Genomic DNA, 1,121 nt, shown 5'->3' with positions numbered 1-1,121 from the left:
ACAATGAAGATGACCACGGAAGAAGCGTTTGTAAAAGTGCTTCAGATGCATGGGATTGAGCATGCGTTTGGGATTATCGGGTCGGCGATGATGCCGATTTCGGACATTTTCCCGGATGCGGGGATCACCTTCTGGGACTGTGCGCATGAAGGGTCGGGCGGCATGATGGCCGACGGCTATACCCGTGCGACCGGCAAGATGTCGATGATGATCGCGCAGAACGGCCCGGGCATCACCAACTTCGTGACCGCCGTCAAAACCGCCTACTGGAACCACACCCCGCTGCTCTTGGTGACCCCGCAGGCTGCTAACAAGACCATTGGTCAGGGTGGCTTCCAGGAGATGGAGCAGATGCGCATGTTCGCTGACTGCGTCGCCTATCAGGAAGAGGTCCGCGACCCCGCCCGTGTGGCTGAAGTTCTGAACCGCGTGATCATGAACGCCAAGCGTGCCTCGGCACCGGCGCAGCTGAACATCCCGCGCGACATGTTCACCCAGATCGTCGACATCGACCTGCCGGCGATTGTTGAGTTTGAGCGCCCCTCGGGCGGTGCTGACGCGGTGACTGAAGCGGCCAAGCTGATCTCGGACGCCAAGAACCCAGTGATCCTGAACGGCGCGGGCGTTGTTCTGTCGAAGGGCGGCATTGAGGCGTCGAAAGCCTTGGCCGAACGTCTGGACGCGCCGGTCTGCGTTGGCTACCAGCACAACGACGCTTTCCCCGGCTCGCACCCGCTGTTTGCTGGCCCCCTGGGCTATAACGGCTCGAAAGCCGGGATGGAGCTGATCAAGGAGGCCGACGTTGTTCTGTGCCTTGGCACCCGCCTGAACCCGTTCTCGACCCTGCCGGGCTATGGCATGGAATACTGGCCTGCTGACGCCAAGATCATTCAGGTCGACATCAACCCCGACCGCATTGGCCTGACCAAAGCCGTGACCGTGGGCATCGTGGGCGACGCCGCCAAAGTGGCCGAAGGCATTCTGGCACAGCTCTCGGACACCGCCGGTGACGCAGGTCGCGACGAACGCCGCGCCCGCATCGCGCAGAAGAAATCGGCCTGGGCCCAGCAGCTGACCGAGATGACCCACGAGGACGACGATCCCGGCACCACCTGGAACGA

The 1,121-nt window shown here is 62.1% G+C and carries 1 protein-coding gene; it reads left to right on the top strand.

Going from position 1 to position 1,121, the window contains the following annotated elements:
- Positions 1-3 precede the first annotated feature (3 nt).
- A partial coding sequence (locus tag Q0677_RS15060) for a sulfoacetaldehyde acetyltransferase (protein WP_298911396.1) occupies positions 4-1,121 on the top strand: 1,118 nt, incomplete at its 3' end.

This window comes from uncultured Aliiroseovarius sp. (assembly GCF_947492455.1).
Taxonomy (GTDB): Bacteria; Pseudomonadota; Alphaproteobacteria; order Rhodobacterales; family Rhodobacteraceae; genus Aliiroseovarius.
Note: the sequence above shows the minus strand (reverse complement) of the source record. Positions and strands in the feature narration are given on the sequence as shown.